The organism is Bradyrhizobium sp. HKCCYLRH2047 (assembly GCF_051168175.1).
In the GTDB taxonomy this organism is placed as follows: Bacteria; Pseudomonadota; Alphaproteobacteria; order Rhizobiales; family Xanthobacteraceae; genus Bradyrhizobium.
The window spans coordinates 1-1408 of sequence record NZ_JBNPUM010000033.1 but is presented as its reverse complement, the minus strand read 5'-3'; the positions used below and the strand labels follow the sequence as shown (position 1 = coordinate 1408).

Below are 1408 nucleotides of genomic sequence, written 5' to 3'. Positions count from 1 at the left end.
GGGCTACCGGATTCACACATCCGCTCGCGTCAGGAGGTTTGCGCCGCGCTTCATGGCCTGGAACTCAAGCCAGCCCTCGTACATGACAATGGGGCCTGGCTTTCCGTAGTAGCCGGTCCATCCGCCGAGACGTGCGCAGACCCAAGCTGCGTACGCCAGAGACCCCTTCGGATGAGGATTCTTCTGCCGCTCCGTCTTGCCTTCGAGCTGAGCGCAGCAAGCTTCGAGCAGCGGAACGTCCTCGGGGTCGAACGCATCTGTGAGGGGGCGTAGAGGACCTGGGCCTCCCTCGCGCGCGTGTACCAATTGTTGGATACATACAGTCGCGATCAACGTCGCGGTGATGAGCCGGTTGCGAGGCGTGCTGTCCTCGATCTCCAGACCTTCTATGTCGAAGCCACCGGACTTGAGGGTGCGGAAGAGCTGCTCGATCGCCCAGCGCTGGCGGTAAAAGCCGACCACCTGCCAAGCCTGCGCCTCGTTCTCGATCTCATGCGTCGTGAGAAGGCGCCAATGGACCGGCGCTTCGCCACTTGGCGGGTCGATCTCGCGCACATCGACGATGTTTACAGCCACGCTTTTCGGCAGGTTGGCGCGCAATCCAGCTGTCGGTTGAGCCAGACTGGCCCGCATGAAGCGAAGCTCGAGTTGAGCGGTTCGCCGTTTGCGCCCGGGCTTGGCAGGAAGCTCCAACTCCGCGCGCCCCATCGCAGCCATCGCATCGACTCGGACAAATAACGTCTGGCCGTCCGCCAATGCACGGTCATGCGCCGCGCGGATCAGCAGGTCGACACCTTCCGAACGCAAGGCAAACGCTTCGAAGATGTCACTCTCGCGATCGGCGATCACAGTGATCGAAGCCGCTCCCGCGCACACCGAGGTCGCCTGCTCGGCCCCTTCCAGCCAGCGGAAGCTCTCCTTCTCCTCGATCGGTGTGGATCGCCGGGCTGCACGCCGGCCGCCCTTGCGTTCCAGAAAGCAGCCGTCGATCAGCCCCAGGATTGCGCCATCCTGAGCATTCAGAGCCAGTACGGCGTGCAGATACTCACCTCCGCCGCCTTCCGAGCGCAGGACGGTCGTGTCCTGGATCGCCAGCACATGCCGCCCCATGCAGCGTTCCGACGTCCGCTTGGCCGCCTCCGTCAGCATCTCCTCACAGCTGAAGGCCTCGTTGCGCAACAACCGCGTCAGACGAATCTCTCCCGCCCGATTGCCACCCAATCGACGCACTCGAAGCCTTCCGCCGCCCGAGGCGACCAGCCGGCCCAGAAGAAAGGCCCCCCTTTTTCCAGGCGGCGGTCGCCAAACCGCCCCAGCCCCAACTCCATGCCAGCCTCCTCCGAAAGAGAATGACAGGGAATCAGACGTTCTTCCCGTATTCAACATCGATGTGTGAATGCGGTAGCCC

Annotated in this window: 1 protein-coding gene; it reads right to left on the bottom strand. The window is 63.4% G+C overall.

All coding sequences use genetic code 11. The features are described from left to right. Positions 1-12: 12 nt before the first annotated feature. A complete protein-coding gene (locus ACQR1D_RS31900; protein WP_434894290.1) occupies positions 13-1386 on the bottom strand; it encodes an IS4 family transposase in 1374 nt (457 codons plus the stop codon). Positions 1387-1408: the final 22 nt, after the last annotated feature.

Excerpts from the sequence above, each read along its gene's own strand:
- ACQR1D_RS31900 (WP_434894290.1), bottom strand. The coding sequence starts at position 1,386 with ATGTTGAATACGGGAAGAACGTCTGATTCCCTGTCATTCTCTTTCGGA.